A 14,856-nucleotide genomic window follows, 5' to 3' on the forward strand; every position below is an offset into this window, starting at 1 on the left:
GTGATTAAAGGAATTTTTTTCGATGCGGCAGGCGTACTCTATCGCCGGTCGGAGTCAACCAGAACCTTCGCGTTAAAGCTGCTCCAGCAGAATGGCTTTACCGCCGACCTATCCGCCGAAAACCTTGTGCTTGAAAAATCATTGCGCGCGCAAGCGAACGAAGGCAAGCTCAATCACGCGGCATACTGGGATCAGTTTGTGCTCATGCGCGGCGTCGTGAATCCTGAGCAACGCAAAACTTTAATCGCGCAAATTCTCGAATTCTCGAACGACGTCTTGCCGGTCCCCGGCGGCAGAGATGCGCTCGCCGGTTTGAAACGGCGCGGTTTCGTTCTCGGCATCGTCACCGACACAATGTACCCGCTCGAATGGAAAATGCGGCGGCTCGAAAAAGTGGGCGTCGCCGAATTTATTGACGTGGTTACGTGTTCGACCGTGTTCGGCGCGCATAAACCGGATCCGGCGATGTACTGGAATGCGTTGGAACAGGCGCGCCTCACACCGAGCGAATCGGCGTTTGTCGGTCACGATGCGGGCGAACTTGAGGGCGCGCGCCAAGCGGGGATGATGACCGTCGCGGTGAACTATGACCCAGGTTCCAAAGCTGATTACTACGCCGAGTCGCTCACCGATTTGCTCAACGTGCCGATTTTTCAAAACTCCAACCCAGGAACGGTCACAGAAATAATTTCTGAAATCCATGCCATCTTTTTCGACGTTGGCGACACGTTGCGAATTGTGGTTGCGGACGAACCATTTGCCGCGCACGCGCGCCAGCAACTTGCGGCGTTGATCGAAACTCCGGAGCCAATTGAGGCGTTGTTCGAGCGACTGGACCAGCGATGGAAGGCGTACCGCAAATGGTCATCCGAAAACCTGACCGAAGTACCGGAAAAGGAATTGTGGACGCGATTCCTGTTGCCCGATCTTCCGACGGAAAAGATTGCGCCACTCTCCGGTACACTGACGCGCTTGTGGCGCGATAAAGATGGTCGCCGTGTCCCGCGTCCCGATGCCAAACACACTATTCTCGAATTGCGGAAACGCGGTTATTGCCTCGGCATCATCGCGAACACCATCACCGAAACCGAAATCCCCGATTGGCTCGCCGCGGACGGACTCGCCGATTATTTCAAAGCGGTGGTTCTTTCATCCCAGGTTGGTTATCGGAAACCCAGCCCGGAAATTTTCTGGGAGGCGACGCGTCGCATCGGAATCGCGCCGGCGCACTGCGCGTACGTCGGCGATAGTCCGGTTCGCGATGTGGAGGGTGCGCGCCAAGCCGGCTTTCCGGTGGCGATCATGTTGCTAGAGCCAGGCAAGGTGGAAAAAGAACCGCTCACCGACGGAAACAAACCGGACGCGACCATTCACGCGTTGAGCGAACTGTTGCATATTTTCCCGCCGCGTAAAGAGCTGGCTTAGCAAATCAATTGCTTGCCGCCAAGAACGCGAAGGAATGGGAACCTCGCATTTCTACGATAACTCTTTGCGCCCCTTTGTTTTGCGGTGAATGGTTGAACAACCTATCAGGGAATGCCCCTATATTTTTGTTGCGTAAATCGAAAGGAATTTTTATGTGCGCCTCAAACCCGTTCGACCCCGATGAATTTTCCGCCGTCCTGTTTGAAAAAATGAAGCAAGTTAATGCCGGTGTAGCGGAAATGGAACTCTATGAATTTCGCTATGCGCTCGATAATTTATATCCTAAAGATGGTGGCTGGGGCGGTATCGAGCTGGATTCCCAGGCAGAAATCGAACAACGCATTCACACCCGCGAATTTTACAACAGTATTCAGATCAAGCCGCGTGTCGATGATCGAATCGTGTTAGATAAAACGATTGCGCGTTTGACGAACATGCTTTTGGTCGGTCTGGTCACCGGCGTCTATTCGGTCGAGTGGATCACCGCGCATTTTTATTTCGACGTTCGCGGATTTTTCTTTTTGACGCGGACAACTTACTTTACCGAACCGGTGTTGGCGCATTTTTGCGGCAAGCCGTACCGGCGTTTCGAACCAAAGCAAAAACATTTCGAACGATCTCAGGACATTGGCTACAAGGATTTCCAAGCGGCAAATGCCGAGCTGGACGAACTGTTCATCGCCAGCGTGAAAAAACTTGTCGCCGCCAAGGGCACGCCGATCCTCCTCGCGATTGCGGGACCGACCGCCGCCGGCAAAACCGAAATCGTCGAACGCTTGCGTCGTTCATTCGAGCACAATGGCAAAAAAACGACCGCGCTCGAGCTGGACAACTTTTTGACCGACCGCGAACCGCGCGAGGAAAAAGGCATCTACTCGCAAGGTAAAGCGGCAATCCACTTTGAACTTTTCAAACAGAGTCTCGAAGATCTTTGTCGCGGCAAAAAGATCAGCATTCCGCGTTACGATTTTATTTTTGCAACATCGAGTCATGACCTGGACGGCAACTTGAAACCCGGCGGCGCGCCGATTGAGATCGAGCCAGCCGATATTATTTTCATCGAAGGCAATTTCCCATTTTTGCTCAAGGAAGTGGCGCACTGGATCGGCATCAAAGTTGTTTACCTGACCGATGACCCGATTCGGCTCAAGCGCAAGTGGAAACGCGATATTGATTATCGCAAGAAATACGACCCCGCCTATTTTCGCAACCGCTTTTTCAAAGACCAATTTTTGATGGCGCAGATCGCCTATGTGCCACAAATGCAAATGTGCGATCTGGTTGTGGATACGACCGGCGCGGCAATGTGGACGACGCCGGAAATCGCGGAGATTCTAAATCGAGAATAGGTGTCCGCATACGCGCGAACGCGGCGCGACAATTGTGCGGTGAAGCACAGACCGCTTATTCGCTCGAACCGATTGTCCTGGTTGAGGCGCAAGCCCAACCGTGGTCGCATTGCCGACGGCGATGCGACCATTTTTTGTTGGCGGCGCGGCGAGCGCGGACAAGCCGTCCTGCTCTTGACATTTACCCTAGGAGAAGGTTTTATAATTCGGGTCAAGCACTTGATCGCCGAACGAGTTACGATTGCACGAAAGGGGAAGGTCCATGCAAGAAACGATCTTGTCCGCGCCGCCGATGCAAACGGCGTCCGATGTGGTTGACCTCTTGACCTCCAGCGCCGCACGCGAATTGCAAAAGACGCCCGCCGACGAACGCACCGGCGCGTTGCTCGGTCCGATCAAAGTCGTGCACGCGTTCTGGCTCGCCGGGATGAGTTGCGACGGCTGTACGATCGCCGTCACCGGCGCAACCTCGCCGAGCGTCGAAGATTTATTGACCGGGCGTTTGCCCGGCGTTCCGCGTTTGGTCTTGCATCACTCGGTCGTTTCCGTCGAAGCCGGCGCCGAGTTCATCAAGAATTATGAACTCGCCGCGGCGGGGCAACTGAATGCGCCCTACGTCGTGATTTATGAAGGGTCCATCGCGGACGAGAGCATCGCGGAAAAAACCGGCGGCTACTGGAGCGCCATGGGCGCGGACGCGCACGATCAGCCGATTCCGACTGCGACCTGGCTCAAGCGACTCGCGCCCGGCGCGGCGGCGGTGATCGCGATCGGCACGTGCGCGACCTGGGGCGGCATTCCGGCGGCGATTGGCAATCCCACTCACGCGATGGGCGTGATGGATTTTCTGGGCAAGGATTATCGCAGCGCGCTCGGTTTGCCGGTCGTCAACATCCCAGGTTGTTCGCCCGTCGGCGATAATTTTAGCGAAACGGTCGCCGCGGTGTTGTTGTTCTTGCAAGGATTGGGACCACTTCCGGAATTTGATGAACTGGGTCGTCCGGCGTGGCTCTTCAATCAAACGGTTCACCAGGGTTGCTCGCGCGCGGGATTTTACGAAGAAGGAATTTTCGCCGACCATTACGGCGATCAACGTTGTCTCGTGGAGATTGGTTGCTGGGGACCGGTCGTGCAATGCAACATCGCGCGGCGCGGCGCGATCAATCACGTCGGCGGTTGTATGAACGTCGGCGGCATCTGCATCGGTTGCACGATGCCCGGTTTTCCGGATCGCTTTGCGCCGTTCTATCAACGCCCGCCGGGCACGATGCTTTCGTCGAGCGCGTCGCGCGCGCACGGTTTTCTCATCAATAATCTGCGCCGCTTGACGCAAAAGCATTTGAATCGTTCGCGGCTGTGGGGCGACCTGGGCGATGTGCCGAGTGGCTGGGGACATGTGCCCAAATTGAACTGGTTCGAACGCATCGAGCATCGTTTCTACGAACGCTTGCAATGGTGGCGCGGCGGCGAACCGATCGGACACGTTACATTTAGATCGTTCTACGGTCTCCCGCATCCTCACGAAGAAGAAAAACCGGCGGACAAAAAGGAGTGACGCGAATGACGGATGCTCAAATTCTCAACGTTTGGTTGATTGGTCTGGGAGTCGCGGCAGTCGTCGTCGTGATCGCGGCGGCGCTTTTGCTCGCGGTATTGAACGCGGCGAAGAGCATCGAACGCGGCGCAGGCGCGGCGCTCGGCATGGTTAAACAAATTCGCGAAAACACCCAGGTCATCTGGGCATTGCAAGACACGAACCAGGTCGCGCGTCAATTGCTCTGCGGCGCGAACGCCATTCTCGCGGACGCGCGCGAAATCGCGCAAGCGTTGCACGATGCCGACGCCCGCAGGGGGCAAGGGAGGGCGCGACTATGACACCCGAAACAGTTTACAATCTCTGGTGGATCTCGCTTGTAATTTTGTTGGTCGTCACGGGTGTCGTTGCCGCGTTGTTGACGATGATCCTGCGAACTGCGCGCACGATTGATCACGTCGCGGGCGACATTTGGACGACCGGCAAACTGGTCGCGAACAACACCGTGCACATTCCTCTGTTGATCGAGACGAATCGCCACGCGGGCGCGATTCTCGAAACCGCCAAGCAAATCGTCGCGGGCGCGCACGCGATCGAGCAACACGCCGCGGGTTGTCCCGGTTGTCCCGCGTGCGTGCTTTCACGTTGACCAGGAGGCGACGATGCTCATTTTACTTACGCTCATCTCCGCGTTGGTGGTCGTCATCTTCTTTGGTGTCGTGGTGGCGTACTTGTTCTTGATCGCCAAGACGCTCGAATCCATCGGCGGACGCGGCGACAGTTTCCTCGCCAAGTTGCGTTTGGGTCTGCGCGCGATTGAACAGGAGACGAGTCATCTGCCCGCCGAGGTGACGAAACTAAACAGCGGCTTGACCCAGGTCGCAGCGGGCTTGAAGCAGGTGGACACGCATCTGGTCAAGACGATTGAAGCGGTCGTCAAGCAAAAGGAGGCGACGCGATGATGGACGTGCCCGACCTGGTTTATTGGATTTGGGGAATCACTCTAGCCATCGCCGTGCTGGTCATTCTGCCGGTGACGGTCTGGCTCCTTCAACGGACCTTGAACGCGGCGCGCAGTATCGAACGCTATTTCGCCGAGATGCGCGACGCGGGTGTCGGTATCGCGAACAACACGCGCAACATCAAAGCGTTGGATGACACGATTGGCGTCGCAACGCAAATCCTGGGTGTTGCCGGCGACATCAAGTCGCATACCGCGACGATTGGCGCGACGCTGACGAGTCGCGCGAATGAAAATGGACGCGGCTGATTGTCATTGCGAGGGCGGTCTTTGCCCGAACCAATCTCCAACCCCACCCTAGCCCTCCCCTTGTTAAGGGGAGGGTTGGGAGGGGTGATTACTTCGGCGCACAAGCCGCGCCTCGCAATGACAGGATGAATAGTACTCCATAGAAAGGCAATCATGGGAACGATTCTCGCATCCATTTCGCTCGTGGTCGTTTTGATCGTCGTGCTCGCGCTGGTCGCTTATTTACTCGGTATCATCGCGGCATTGCGCGGCGCGAATCGCAATCTCTACCAGTTGGCGGGCGGTCTCGACGCAATTGTGAAAGACACCCAGCCACTCACCGGCAAACTGAGCACGATCAACGGCGCGCTGACCCAGTTATTGACCGGCTTGCTCGCCGTCGAAGCCGATCTCGCGGCGGTGGCTAGACTACTCCGACGCTGAGTATTTGTCCGCGAATAACGCGAATAACGCGAATAAGAATGAAGAAAATTAGCGGAGATTCGCGTAATTCGCGGATAAAAAGGAAGACACGCGCATGTGTTTCAAAAATCTACCCATCGAGTTTGACGAACACGGCAAGGCATACTTGAAAGAGGGTGTGCGCGATCCCTACGCGTATCAAACACTCTCGCTCGACGCGCAAGCCGATAAAATCAAGGATTTGCTCGCGCGCAACGGTCACATCAAATCGGTGGATTTCGATCCGGTGACGCGCGTCGCGGGCGCGCTCGCGTTTCACAGCGTCGTGGATTTGAAAGAGCGCCGCGTCCTCGAAACGAATTCGATGGCGACCTTGTTTCGCGGCTACGAGATCATTCTCAAGGGACGCGATCCGCGCGATGCCGCGTTCATCAGCAGTCGCGCGTGCGGCGTGTGCGGCGGCGTCCACGCGGCGACTTCGGCGCTCTCGCTCGAAATGGCTTTCCCGGTCGCGCCGCCGCCGCTCGGCATCGCCACGCGCAACCTCTTGCTCGCGATTGAATTTCTCTACGATCATCCGCTTCATCTTTTTTTGCTAGCGGGACCGGATTATTCGCAAGCCATCATGCAACTCACGAATCCGGAAATCTGGGAACGCGCCAAGACCACGCCCGCGCCGCACGCGAACTGGCACGGCTATCGCACGATTGGCGACATTATGGTGGATATGAACCCGCTAACCGGCGCGTTGTATCTCGAAGCGTTGCACATGACACGCGTCGCGCGCGAAGCGTACGTTCTGCTCGGCGGCAAATATCCGCATCCCGAAACGGTAATTCCCGGCGGCATGACCTCGACGATTAGCATTACGTCGTTCAACGAAGTGTACTCGCGCATCGCGCGCTTTTTCGATTACTCGAAAAAAGTCGTGGGCATCTGGGATGACCTGACTGAATTTTTCTATGCGGCGAATCCGGCGTACAAGCAAGTCGGCGCGCGCCCGGCGAACATGATTGATCCCGGCATCTGGGATGATCCGTTCGCGTACGACGCGTCGTACGCGAATTGCAACGCGTGGGGCGAGAAACGCTGGGCAACGCCGGGTGTGATCGTGGACGGGCAAGTCGTGACGACGAAACTGCAAGCGTTGAACATCGGCATCGAAGAATTCGTCGAACATTCGTATTACGACACCTGGGACAATCCGCGTTTCAAAACCGATCCGGCTGGCAATCCGCTCAGCCCGCACCACATGTGGAACAAGGACACCAAACCGCGTCCGAGCGGACAAAACTGGCGCGAGAAATATTCCTGGGATACTTCGCCGCGCTGGGATCGCAAAGCGATGGAAGCGGAATGCGCCGCGCGTTTGTGGAACACCGCGGCGGGCGGCGTGTTTCCGCACACGCGTTTCATCCAAGCGACAGGCACGAGTCTCAAACTTCAAGTGCCTGAGGGCAAACAACCTGCCGTCGAAATGGAATGGCATGTGCCGGCGGTGTGGAATGCGTTCGAGCGCAATCGCGGGCGCGCGTACTGCATTCCGTACACCGTGATGGTCGCGTTCGACAACTGGCTCATCGGTTTGGATTTACTCAAACAGGGCAAGGACAAGATTCACACGCCGTTCGAACTGCCGCGCAATGGTACACACATCGGCGCGGGATTCTGGGGCGCGGGGCGCGGCTTTTTGACGCATCACGCGATTATTGACAACGGCGTTCTGAGCAATTACCAAATTGTAACCCCTTCGACCTGGAACGCGAGTCCGCGCGGTCCGCAAGGCGACCCAGGACCGTACGAAGAAGCGGTGATGAACACGCCGATTTTAGAGAACGCGTCTAGCATCGAAAATTTCAAAGGCATTGACATTCTGCGAACGATTCGCAGTTTCGACCCGTGTATGCCATGCACGACGCACGTTCACGTTGACGGCACGAATCACGTCGTCGTGCGCGAGGTGAATACGTGCGCGTGTGGGCTGGACGAATAAGGTAGACACGTAGACAAGTACACACGTAGATTCGTTTCCTGTGTACCTGTCTACCCGCCTACTTGTTTACTAGCGATGCGAACACTAATCGCCGGCGTCGGCTATCACAATTTGCGCGACCTATCCATCGGACCCATGTTGGTCGCGAAATTAAAGCAACTCGATTGGCGCGCCAACGTCGAGATTGACGATTTGAGTTTCGGTCCCATCGCCGTCGTGCAAAGATTGCAAGACCAGCCATGTTACTACGACCGCGTCGTATTCGTTGCCGGCGTGCAACGCGGGCGCGCGCCGGGTCAAATTTTTTCGTATCACTGGGACAGCGCGTTGCCGAGCAAGGACGAAATCCAACAGCGGATCGGCGAAGCGGTCACCGGCGTCGTGAGTCTCGACAATCTGTTGATCATTGCCCAACACTTTGGCGTTCTGCCGCGCGATGTGCGCGTCGTCGAGGTCGAACCGGCGGACACGAGCTTTGGACTTGAACTTACACCGCGCATCGAGGCAGTGTTCGATCAAGTGATTCAAGCCGTGAAGAATGCGGCGCTAGAAACGAGTGTTCCAGCATGAGCGCGGATCGGCAAACAGAACTAGAGTTCAACGCGACGTTGCAACACCTCGACGAACTGGTTCAGGAATTCGAGCATCTGCCGTTGCCTAAAGTCCGCGCAAAAGCAATGGAGATGCTCGCAACGATTGACGCGGTACATCGCGAAGGATTAAGCCGGCTCATCGCGTTCATCCGCGAACAAGGTCACGCCGATCTCGTCTTGCGCGCCGCGCACGATCCCATCGTCCACGCGTTACTCCTGCTGTACGATTTTCTTCCCGATGACGAAACGCCCGGATTTATTCCGTTCGATCAACTGGCGACCTTGCCGCCGCGCGAAAGACGACGCCCAGTTTTTTCTCCCATCGCGCGCGCGCAAGACATTGCGCTTGGAACGTATCGGGTGTACGATATTGATAATGCACGCGTCTTTATCGCGAATGTGAACGGCGACATTTACGCAGTGCGAAACAATTGTCCCGGCAGCGCCGCGCCGCTGAACCTGGGTCCGTTCACACCGCCCATCATCGTTTGTCCCTGGCATAACGAGGCGTGGGACATTCGCACTGGCAAACGTTCGGATGGGCAAGCCGGACCGAATCTCCAAGTCCTGCCGGTCGCGATTGTGGATGGCGTAATTCAGTTGGCGATCAACACGACACGCGCGAACAGCACACCAGGAGTCGGATGAAGCGCGTTCTGATCGCCGGGATGGGCAATGTCTTGCGCCGCGACGATGGTTTTGGTGTGCAGGTCGCCAAACATCTCGCCGACACAAACACGTTTCCCGCGAACGTCAAGGTCGTCGAGGTGGGCATTGGCGGCATCCATCTCGTCCAGGAATTGATGGCGGGCTACGATGTGTTGGTCGTGGTGGATGCCGTCGAACACGGGAGCGCGCCGGGAACGATGCGCGCCTCGCAAGCGGATGTGCCCGACCTGGGTTCCTGGGAGGAAGATGCGCGACGCGATTTTCTTTCCGACATGCACTATACGACGCCAAGCCAGGCGTTGATTCTTGCCAAGGCGCTCGGCGTTTTGCCGCCCCAGGTTTTCATCGTGGGCTGTCAGCCCGGCGACGTGAACGACCTAGGCATTGGTTTGACGGAACCGGTCGCGCGCGCGGCGCAGACGACGATTCGCGTGATCGAAAAAATCGTTCGGGAGACTCAGCGTGGCGAAACGACCAGCGAAAAATGATTCCTCGGCGCTCGACGCGATTTTTTGGCGCGACGAGATTTTGCAAGTGATGTTTTGGATGCGCGGCGAAGGTCTGGGCGACGCGCCGACCGCCGAAGAACTCGCAACGTTTCTGAACACGACCGCCGAACAACTGCGCGTCCACCTCGACCGGATGACAAAAGAAAAATATCTGACGCGCGCGAAAAGCAAGGGGTATTCGCTCACCGAGCGTGGACGCGCCGAAGGCGGCAGGCAATTCATGGACGAATTCGCCGGCTTGACGAATCAAGCGCACGGCGAATGCAACAACCCGAATTGCGCGTGCCAGACCCAGGGTCCCGAATTTTGCGAATCGCGCCAAACGCGCGCGCACGCATGAAATCGGGCTAGCAGAAGACGATATGATTCGATTGGCGGTCAATGCAATCCCGGCTACGCCAGAGGGACGTCAGCGGGCAATTTCGCTGGGTCATGCGATTCGACGCGCGCGGATGCGCGCGCCGTTGGCGCAGACCGAACTGGCGCGGCGACTGGGCGTAAGCCAGGGCACGATTTCATTTTGGGAACGCGACATCGAATCTCCCTCGCTCGACCATCTCCTCAAACTCCTCGATTTATTTCCGGATTTGTTGGACGCGGTGCGCCTGCACAACGGCGAAATGCTGCGGCAGTTGCGGCGCATCGAACGCCTTTTGTTCGACGGGCATTGCGCGTGCGAAAACTGCAACTGTCACGCCGAGTCTCCACGCGAGTGAAATTCTTCCTCAGCAGTAATACGGGTAGGGATCGGACGCCGTTCCGTTCCCTGCACCGACCGATTGCCGATTTGAAAATCAAAATCTATCAGCAGAACTATCAAGACCGCATCCCAGTTGTTTGACAGTTGGGGGCTTGACAAAATGCTGGCTTATCGTTATCGTATGGCAAGTTAACTTACCTTTCACTAGTCGGTCTCTCAGGGTGGGAGGCCTAGAAAAAGGGATTGGTCATGCGAGAACAAACGCGCGCTTGCCCGACACACTCGGGGACAAGTGCGCTTTTTTTATGCGCGCGATTATTAGTCAACTGTTATCCCGCAGAAAATCCGGTATGGTCGCGCAAGGAGCAATGAATGCGAGTGGCGGTTTCAGGCAAAGGCGGCTCGGGCAAAACGACGATTGCTGGAATTCTCGCGCGGGTGATGGCGCGGGATGGGCACAAGGTGCTGGCGATTGACGCCGATCCCAGCCCGAATATGGCGGTCGTGATGGGCGTGCCGCGCGAGCAAGCCGCCCAGGTCAATGTGATTCCGCGCGAGATGGCAGAGTGGCGTCAAGACGATCATGGTCGCGCGTACGTGCATCTCCGCGAACCGCTCGATCAAATCGCGGAGCAGTACGGCTGGCATGTGCCCGATGGCATTCGCTTGCTCGTCACCGGACAAATCACCGAAGCGGGCGTTGGGTGCATGTGCCAGCCGCACGCGATTGCGCGCGGGCTGATGGCGGCGACGCGCGAGGGACCCTGGGCAGATGTCACCGTGACGGACATGGAAGCCGGTCTGGAGCATCTGAGCCGCGGCACGACCGAACACGCCGACGTGATGCTCGTCGTCGTCGAACCGTACTTTCGTTCGCTCGACCTGGGCGGGCACGCGGCGGAACTCGCGCGCGACCTGGGTATTCCCAACATATTTTTTGTTGCGAACAAGGTGCGAAACGAAACGGATCGGCAAGCCGTGAGCGAGTTGGCAGAGCGGAAAAAAGTTGAACTCATCGCAACGATTCCGTACGACGAGCGCGTCCCCGAATCGGATCGCGTTGGAATGTCGCCTCTGGATTATGCGGCTGACTCGGGCGTCGTTGCGGCGATCCATCGTCTCGCGCAAGAATTGCAAACACGCGTGGCATAGCGAGGGTTTCTAAATGGTGCATCGCGATCTACTCAAGATCGGTGAACTGGCGAAACAAACGAACACGACGCGCAAAGCGATTCGCTATTACGAACGGATCGGTTTGCTTGCGCCGGCGACGCGCGGCGAAAATCGTTATCGCTTGTATGCACGGCAGGCGCTCGACCAACTGCGCTTTATTCGCCGCGCCAAACTGATGGGCTTGTCGCTCAACGAGATTGCGGAATTGATTGACCTGGCGAGCGATGGCGCGTGCGATCCCCTGCGCGAAAAACTCGGCGCGATGCTCGCGCGCAAAATCCGCGAAACCGACGATCAGGTTCAATCGCTGATTGCATTTCGCGATGATTTGAAACTCTTGCGTCGAAGACTGATGCAGTCCGGCAAGAACGCCTGTGGAACGTGCGGTGCGTTCATGCCCAACTGCGACTGCATGCCCAAACCGAAAAAAACAACGACGCGTATTCGATAACAACTGTTCTGCGCGCGTGATTCACGCGCGAGTTTTTTGGGCAACGATATTAGCGAACTAGTACGCCGGACGAACAGCATAAAGGGGCACCTCAGACTGTTTTTGCGAGGAGCGCAGCGACGAAGCAATCACCCCTCCCAACCCTCCCCTTGACAAGGGGAGGGCTAGGGTGGGGTTGGAGATTGCTTCGGGCAAAAAACACCCTCGCAATGACAGATGGGCTGACTTCAAAAGGAGACCCTGGTGGACGAGACGATTCAAAAAGTCAAAGAGTTTCACGGGCACCTGTGCCCAGGTCTGACGATTGGCGTGCGCGCCGCGCAAATCGCCTTGCGCGAAATCGGTCCCCACTCTGCCGATGAAGAAGTCGTCGCCGTCGTCGAAACGGACATGTGAGCGGTGGACGCGATCCAGTCGTTGACTGGATGCACGTACGGCAAAGGCAACTTGATTCACCGCGATTACGGCAAGAACGCGTTCACGTTCTATCGTCGCTCCGATGGCAAAGCCATCCGCATCGTCACGCGCCCCGATGGATGGCCCCCCGAACCGGAAGAGCGCAAAATTCTCTTCGATAAAGTCCGCGCGGGAACGGCAACCGAAGCCGAAGCGAAACGTTTTCGCGAATTGCACGTTCAACGCGCGCTGGCAGTCCTCCAAGTACCCGAGGAACAATTATTCCGCGTGCGCGAAATTTTGGGCAAGCCGCCGCGCAAGGCGCGCATCCACGATTCGGTGCAATGCGAATCGTGCGGCGAGTCTACGATGGAAACGCGCGCGCGTCGTTTCAAGGGACAAAATTTGTGCATCCCGTGCTTTGAAGAAGCCGAACGCAAATGAGTGTGAACATCCGCGCGTTGAACGTGAGGCGCACCCCGCGCTGGCTGAACCAGGTCGGCTTGTACGGGTTGACGGTCTGGGCAGTGTTGACGTTCAATTTTTTGTTGCCGCGCGCACTGCCGGGTGATCCGATTGCCGCGATGCAAGACTCGTCCTCAAATTTCTACATTGCCGATGCCGAGGCGCGCGCGCGGCTCGCGGCGTACTATGGTCTCGACCGCCCGCTCGGCGAACAGTACTTGGGCTATCTCGCCGGCATCGCCACCGTCAACCTGGGGTGGTCCATTCGATTGAACACGCCGGTAATCGAATTGCTTCGCCTGCGCTTGCCGTGGACACTCTTGCTCACGATCCCAACGTTGTTGATCGCTTCGACGATTACCGTGCTCGCCGGCGTGCACTCTGGCTGGGTGCGCGGTTCACGCACAGATCGCGCGTTGTTGATCGCGTTCAACCTGATTCGCACCATGCCGGTGTATCTCCTCGGCGTTTTTGCGTTGATCCTGTTCAGCGTGAATCTCGGCTGGCTTCCGCTCTTCGGCGCGACGACGCCGTTTCGCGTCTGGCAAACACCCTGGGAACAAGCCGCCGACATTCTCAAACATTGGATTTTGCCGGCGTCGTTGCTGATCGTCGAAACACTGGGCGCGCGTTTTCTGTTGATGCGTAACAGCATGGTCGCGGTGCTCGGCGAAGATTACATGCTCGTCGCGCGCGCCAAGGGTTTGCCCGAACGCGCGATCGAGTTTCGTCACGGCTTGCGTAACGCGATCTTGCCGTTCGTCACCGCGTTCTCGGCGCAACTCGGGTTTGCCGTTTCGGGCGCGATCTTTATCGAAACCTTGTTCGCATACCCCGGCATGGGACGACTGATGTTCGACGCGGTCGGCGCGCGCGATTATCCGGTTCTCGAAGGATCGTTTCTGGTTGTCGCGCTATCCGTGTTGACGATGAATCTGCTTGCCGATCTAATGTACGGCTGGCTCGATCCGCGCGTGAGGGAAGCATGAGTGTAAAAGTGTGGGCGCAAGGGAGCAAGGGAGCAGAGAAGCAAGGGAGAAAGATTTTATCTCCCGTACCCCCGCGCACCCTTGCGCCCCTGCCAACGATTGGCGCGACCATCATCGCGTTCTACCTCCTTGGCGCACTCTTCGCGCCCGTGCTCGCGCCGTACGATCCGTCAGCATACGTCGGCAATCCGCTCGAACGACCGAGCGCGGTGCACTGGCTCGGCACGAACGACGTGGGGCAAGACATATTGAGCGAACTCATTTACGGCGCGCGCATTTCGCTCGTGGTCGGCGTCGTCGCCGGAATGTTGACCCTGACGCTCGCAACTCTGGTCGGCATGACGGCAGGTTACCTGGGCGGCAAAGTGGATGCGCTCTCGATGCGGTTCGTGGATACGTTGATGGCGATTCCGCATTTGCCGTTGATGATTTTGGTCGGCGTCTACCTCGGCGCGAGCATTTTCAATCTCATTCTGCTGATCGCGTTGCTCGGATGGATGGTTCCCGCGCGCATTATTCGCGCCCAGGTATTAAGTTTGCGTAGCCGCAGTTACATTCACTCGGCGCGTTTGTTCGGCGCGGGCGCGGGCTATGTGATTTTTCGACACCTGATTCCGGCGGTCGCGCCGATTCTCGCGGCGACCTTCGTCGCGCAAGCCGGTCGCGCAATTGGAATGGAAGCCGGGTTGGCGTTTCTCGGCTTGGGCGATCCCACGGCGAAATCCTGGGGTTTGATTATGCGCTATGCGTTAAATTTTGGCGGCATCTACTTTACGTCTCATTGGTTGTGGTGGCTGTTGCCCGCCGCGTTGAACATCAGCGCGATTATCCTGGGGTTCACTTTCCTGGGTGTGAGTTTGGAATCGCGCCTGGACCCGCGCTTGAAGCGACACGCGGCGACCCAGATTCTATCACATGATTAGCGCCTATCCCGTGAA

The 14,856-nt window shown here is 57.3% G+C and carries 18 protein-coding genes and 1 pseudogene; all 19 read left to right on the forward strand.

The features are described from left to right. Complete coding sequence (locus HY868_06280) at positions 1–1,425, forward strand: HAD family hydrolase (protein MBI5301723.1); 1,425 nt, start codon at positions 1–3, stop codon at positions 1,423–1,425. 152 nt (positions 1,426–1,577) lie between these two features. Then, positions 1,578–2,774, forward strand: a complete 1,197-nt coding sequence (locus HY868_06285; protein MBI5301724.1) for a hypothetical protein — start codon at positions 1,578–1,580, stop codon at positions 2,772–2,774. 292 nt (positions 2,775–3,066) lie between these two features. Continuing rightward, a complete protein-coding gene (locus tag HY868_06290) occupies positions 3,067–4,329 on the forward strand; it encodes a hydrogenase expression protein HypE (GenBank protein MBI5301725.1) in 1,263 nt (420 codons plus the stop codon). Positions 4,330–4,334: 5 nt separating this feature from the next. After that, positions 4,335–4,649, forward strand: a complete 315-nt coding sequence (locus HY868_06295) for a hypothetical protein (GenBank protein MBI5301726.1) — start codon at positions 4,335–4,337, stop codon at positions 4,647–4,649. Beyond that, the gene (locus HY868_06300; GenBank protein ID MBI5301727.1) at positions 4,646–4,957 is read left to right on the forward strand and encodes a hypothetical protein; all 312 of its coding nucleotides are present in this window, start codon (positions 4,646–4,648) and stop codon (positions 4,955–4,957) included. The genes HY868_06295 and HY868_06300 overlap by 4 nt, the downstream gene beginning before the upstream one ends. Positions 4,958–4,970: 13 nt before the next feature. Further along, positions 4,971–5,270 (forward strand): hypothetical protein, encoded by a 300-nt coding sequence (locus tag HY868_06305; GenBank protein MBI5301728.1) that lies wholly within the window; start codon positions 4,971–4,973, stop codon positions 5,268–5,270. Further along, positions 5,267–5,578, forward strand: a complete 312-nt coding sequence (locus tag HY868_06310) for a hypothetical protein (protein MBI5301729.1) — start codon at positions 5,267–5,269, stop codon at positions 5,576–5,578. Before HY868_06305 ends, HY868_06310 begins: the two co-directional genes overlap by 4 nt. Before the next feature lie 153 nt (positions 5,579–5,731). Next, positions 5,732–6,001 (forward strand): hypothetical protein, encoded by a 270-nt coding sequence (locus HY868_06315; GenBank protein MBI5301730.1) that lies wholly within the window; start codon positions 5,732–5,734, stop codon positions 5,999–6,001. 94 nt (positions 6,002–6,095) lie between these two features. After that, on the forward strand, positions 6,096–7,973 hold the full coding sequence (locus HY868_06320) for a nickel-dependent hydrogenase large subunit (GenBank protein ID MBI5301731.1): 1,878 nt from the start codon (positions 6,096–6,098) through the stop codon (positions 7,971–7,973). Positions 7,974–8,048: 75 nt separating this feature from the next. Next, complete coding sequence (locus HY868_06325; protein MBI5301732.1) at positions 8,049–8,543, forward strand: hydrogenase maturation protease; 495 nt, start codon at positions 8,049–8,051, stop codon at positions 8,541–8,543. Next, positions 8,540–9,214, forward strand: coding sequence for a Rieske (2Fe-2S) protein (locus tag HY868_06330; GenBank protein MBI5301733.1), 675 nt, complete (start codon positions 8,540–8,542; stop codon positions 9,212–9,214). The genes HY868_06325 and HY868_06330 overlap by 4 nt, the downstream gene beginning before the upstream one ends. After that, positions 9,211–9,723 carry a hydrogenase maturation protease gene (locus HY868_06335; GenBank protein ID MBI5301734.1) on the forward strand — a complete coding sequence of 171 codons (513 nt, stop codon included), beginning with the start codon at positions 9,211–9,213 and terminating at the stop codon, positions 9,721–9,723. The genes HY868_06330 and HY868_06335 overlap by 4 nt, the downstream gene beginning before the upstream one ends. Beyond that, the gene (locus tag HY868_06340; GenBank protein MBI5301735.1) at positions 9,698–10,084 is read left to right on the forward strand and encodes a hypothetical protein; all 387 of its coding nucleotides are present in this window, start codon (positions 9,698–9,700) and stop codon (positions 10,082–10,084) included. The genes HY868_06335 and HY868_06340 overlap by 26 nt, the downstream gene beginning before the upstream one ends. Positions 10,085–10,106: 22 nt before the next feature. Next, positions 10,107–10,460, forward strand: a complete 354-nt coding sequence (locus tag HY868_06345; GenBank protein MBI5301736.1) for a helix-turn-helix transcriptional regulator — start codon at positions 10,107–10,109, stop codon at positions 10,458–10,460. A gap of 356 nt (positions 10,461–10,816) precedes the next feature. Beyond that, entirely contained in the window at positions 10,817–11,596 is a 780-nt protein-coding gene (locus HY868_06350; GenBank protein MBI5301737.1) for an AAA family ATPase, read from the forward strand. A gap of 13 nt (positions 11,597–11,609) precedes the next feature. Further along, complete coding sequence (locus HY868_06355; protein MBI5301738.1) at positions 11,610–12,068, forward strand: MerR family transcriptional regulator; 459 nt, start codon at positions 11,610–11,612, stop codon at positions 12,066–12,068. A gap of 240 nt (positions 12,069–12,308) precedes the next feature. After that, positions 12,309–12,908 (forward strand): annotated as a pseudogene (locus HY868_06360) (TraR/DksA C4-type zinc finger protein). Further along, the gene (locus HY868_06365) at positions 12,905–13,918 is read left to right on the forward strand and encodes an ABC transporter permease (protein ID MBI5301739.1); all 1,014 of its coding nucleotides are present in this window, start codon (positions 12,905–12,907) and stop codon (positions 13,916–13,918) included. The pseudogene HY868_06360 and the gene HY868_06365 overlap by 4 nt, the downstream one beginning before the upstream one ends. Then, the gene (locus HY868_06370; protein ID MBI5301740.1) at positions 13,915–14,841 is read left to right on the forward strand and encodes an ABC transporter permease; all 927 of its coding nucleotides are present in this window, start codon (positions 13,915–13,917) and stop codon (positions 14,839–14,841) included. Before HY868_06365 ends, HY868_06370 begins: the two co-directional genes overlap by 4 nt. Positions 14,842–14,856 lie beyond the last annotated feature (15 nt).

The sequence above is a fragment of the Chloroflexota bacterium genome, assembly GCA_016219275.1.
Lineage (GTDB): Bacteria > Chloroflexota > Anaerolineae > UBA4142 > UBA4142 > JACRBM01.

Coding starts and splice junctions, on each gene's coding strand:
- HY868_06285 (MBI5301724.1), top strand. CDS start 1,578: ATGTGCGCCTCAAACCCGTTCGACCCCGATGAATTTTCCGCCGTCCTG.
- HY868_06290 (MBI5301725.1), top strand. CDS start 3,067: ATGCAAACGGCGTCCGATGTGGTTGACCTCTTGACCTCCAGCGCCGCA.
- HY868_06295 (MBI5301726.1), top strand. CDS start 4,335: ATGACGGATGCTCAAATTCTCAACGTTTGGTTGATTGGTCTGGGAGTC.
- HY868_06300 (MBI5301727.1), top strand. CDS start 4,646: ATGACACCCGAAACAGTTTACAATCTCTGGTGGATCTCGCTTGTAATT.
- HY868_06305 (MBI5301728.1), top strand. CDS start 4,971: ATGCTCATTTTACTTACGCTCATCTCCGCGTTGGTGGTCGTCATCTTC.
- HY868_06310 (MBI5301729.1), top strand. CDS start 5,267: ATGATGGACGTGCCCGACCTGGTTTATTGGATTTGGGGAATCACTCTA.
- HY868_06315 (MBI5301730.1), top strand. CDS start 5,732: ATGGGAACGATTCTCGCATCCATTTCGCTCGTGGTCGTTTTGATCGTC.
- HY868_06320 (MBI5301731.1), top strand. CDS start 6,096: ATGTGTTTCAAAAATCTACCCATCGAGTTTGACGAACACGGCAAGGCA.
- HY868_06325 (MBI5301732.1), top strand. CDS start 8,049: ATGCGAACACTAATCGCCGGCGTCGGCTATCACAATTTGCGCGACCTA.
- HY868_06330 (MBI5301733.1), top strand. CDS start 8,540: ATGAGCGCGGATCGGCAAACAGAACTAGAGTTCAACGCGACGTTGCAA.
- HY868_06335 (MBI5301734.1), top strand. CDS start 9,211: ATGAAGCGCGTTCTGATCGCCGGGATGGGCAATGTCTTGCGCCGCGAC.
- HY868_06345 (MBI5301736.1), top strand. CDS start 10,107: ATGATTCGATTGGCGGTCAATGCAATCCCGGCTACGCCAGAGGGACGT.
- HY868_06350 (MBI5301737.1), top strand. CDS start 10,817: ATGCGAGTGGCGGTTTCAGGCAAAGGCGGCTCGGGCAAAACGACGATT.
- HY868_06355 (MBI5301738.1), top strand. CDS start 11,610: ATGGTGCATCGCGATCTACTCAAGATCGGTGAACTGGCGAAACAAACG.
- HY868_06365 (MBI5301739.1), top strand. CDS start 12,905: ATGAGTGTGAACATCCGCGCGTTGAACGTGAGGCGCACCCCGCGCTGG.
- HY868_06370 (MBI5301740.1), top strand. CDS start 13,915: ATGAGTGTAAAAGTGTGGGCGCAAGGGAGCAAGGGAGCAGAGAAGCAA.